This window comes from Pelagicoccus sp. SDUM812002 (genome assembly GCF_031127835.1).
Classification (GTDB): domain Bacteria; phylum Verrucomicrobiota; class Verrucomicrobiia; order Opitutales; family Opitutaceae; genus Pelagicoccus.
In genome coordinates this window covers 1-523 of the sequence record NZ_JARXHX010000126.1, presented here as the reverse complement: position 1 = coordinate 523, position 523 = coordinate 1, and the positions used below count along the sequence as shown (strand labels likewise).

Annotated in this window: 2 protein-coding genes; both read left to right on the top strand. The window is 50.3% G+C overall.

What is annotated here, in order from left to right; all coding sequences use genetic code 11:
* Positions 1-246, top strand: a 246-nt coding sequence (locus QEH53_RS23990; protein ID WP_309025770.1) for a phosphopantetheine-binding protein, incomplete at its 5' end; no start/stop codon positions are given.
* Positions 243-523: hypothetical protein (locus tag QEH53_RS23985; RefSeq protein ID WP_309025769.1), on the top strand; the 281-nt coding region annotated here is incomplete at its 3' end. The genes QEH53_RS23990 and QEH53_RS23985, both read left to right, overlap by 4 nt.

Here is a 523-nt window from a genome sequence, read left to right as displayed (position 1 = left end):
GTCTACGCGGAGGTCCTGGGGGTGGAGCGCGTCGGTCTCGACGACGACTTCTTCGCCCTTGGCGGGCATTCGCTAAAGGCGGTGAGGGCAATGCACATGATCTCTGATGCGGAGAGCTTTGATCTAGATTTGACGGATCTATTTTTGAAAACGACTCCGCGTCAGGTTGCATTAATGATCCGTACAAATGGAAGCATTGATGAATATTCGGTTCATGATGGTGATGTGGAGATTTTAAGACTATGAACGAGATAGAATCTTTGTTGGATTGCTTGCTAGCAGAAGGGGTAAGATTTTCCGTCGAAAATGGAGAAGTTTCAGTTTTTTCATCGAAAGGAAAATTCACAGAAGATCAGAAGCGAATAATTCTCGCACACAAGCAGGAGTTTAAGCCATATCTCCTTAGGGAGGCGAAAAGGAAGCAAGGGCGCATCGAGCCAATCGTAGCTTCCTCCCGCTACGCTCTCTCGAGCGCGCAGCGCCGTCTCTGGGTTCTGAGCCGCTTCGAGCGGGGCAGCACCGC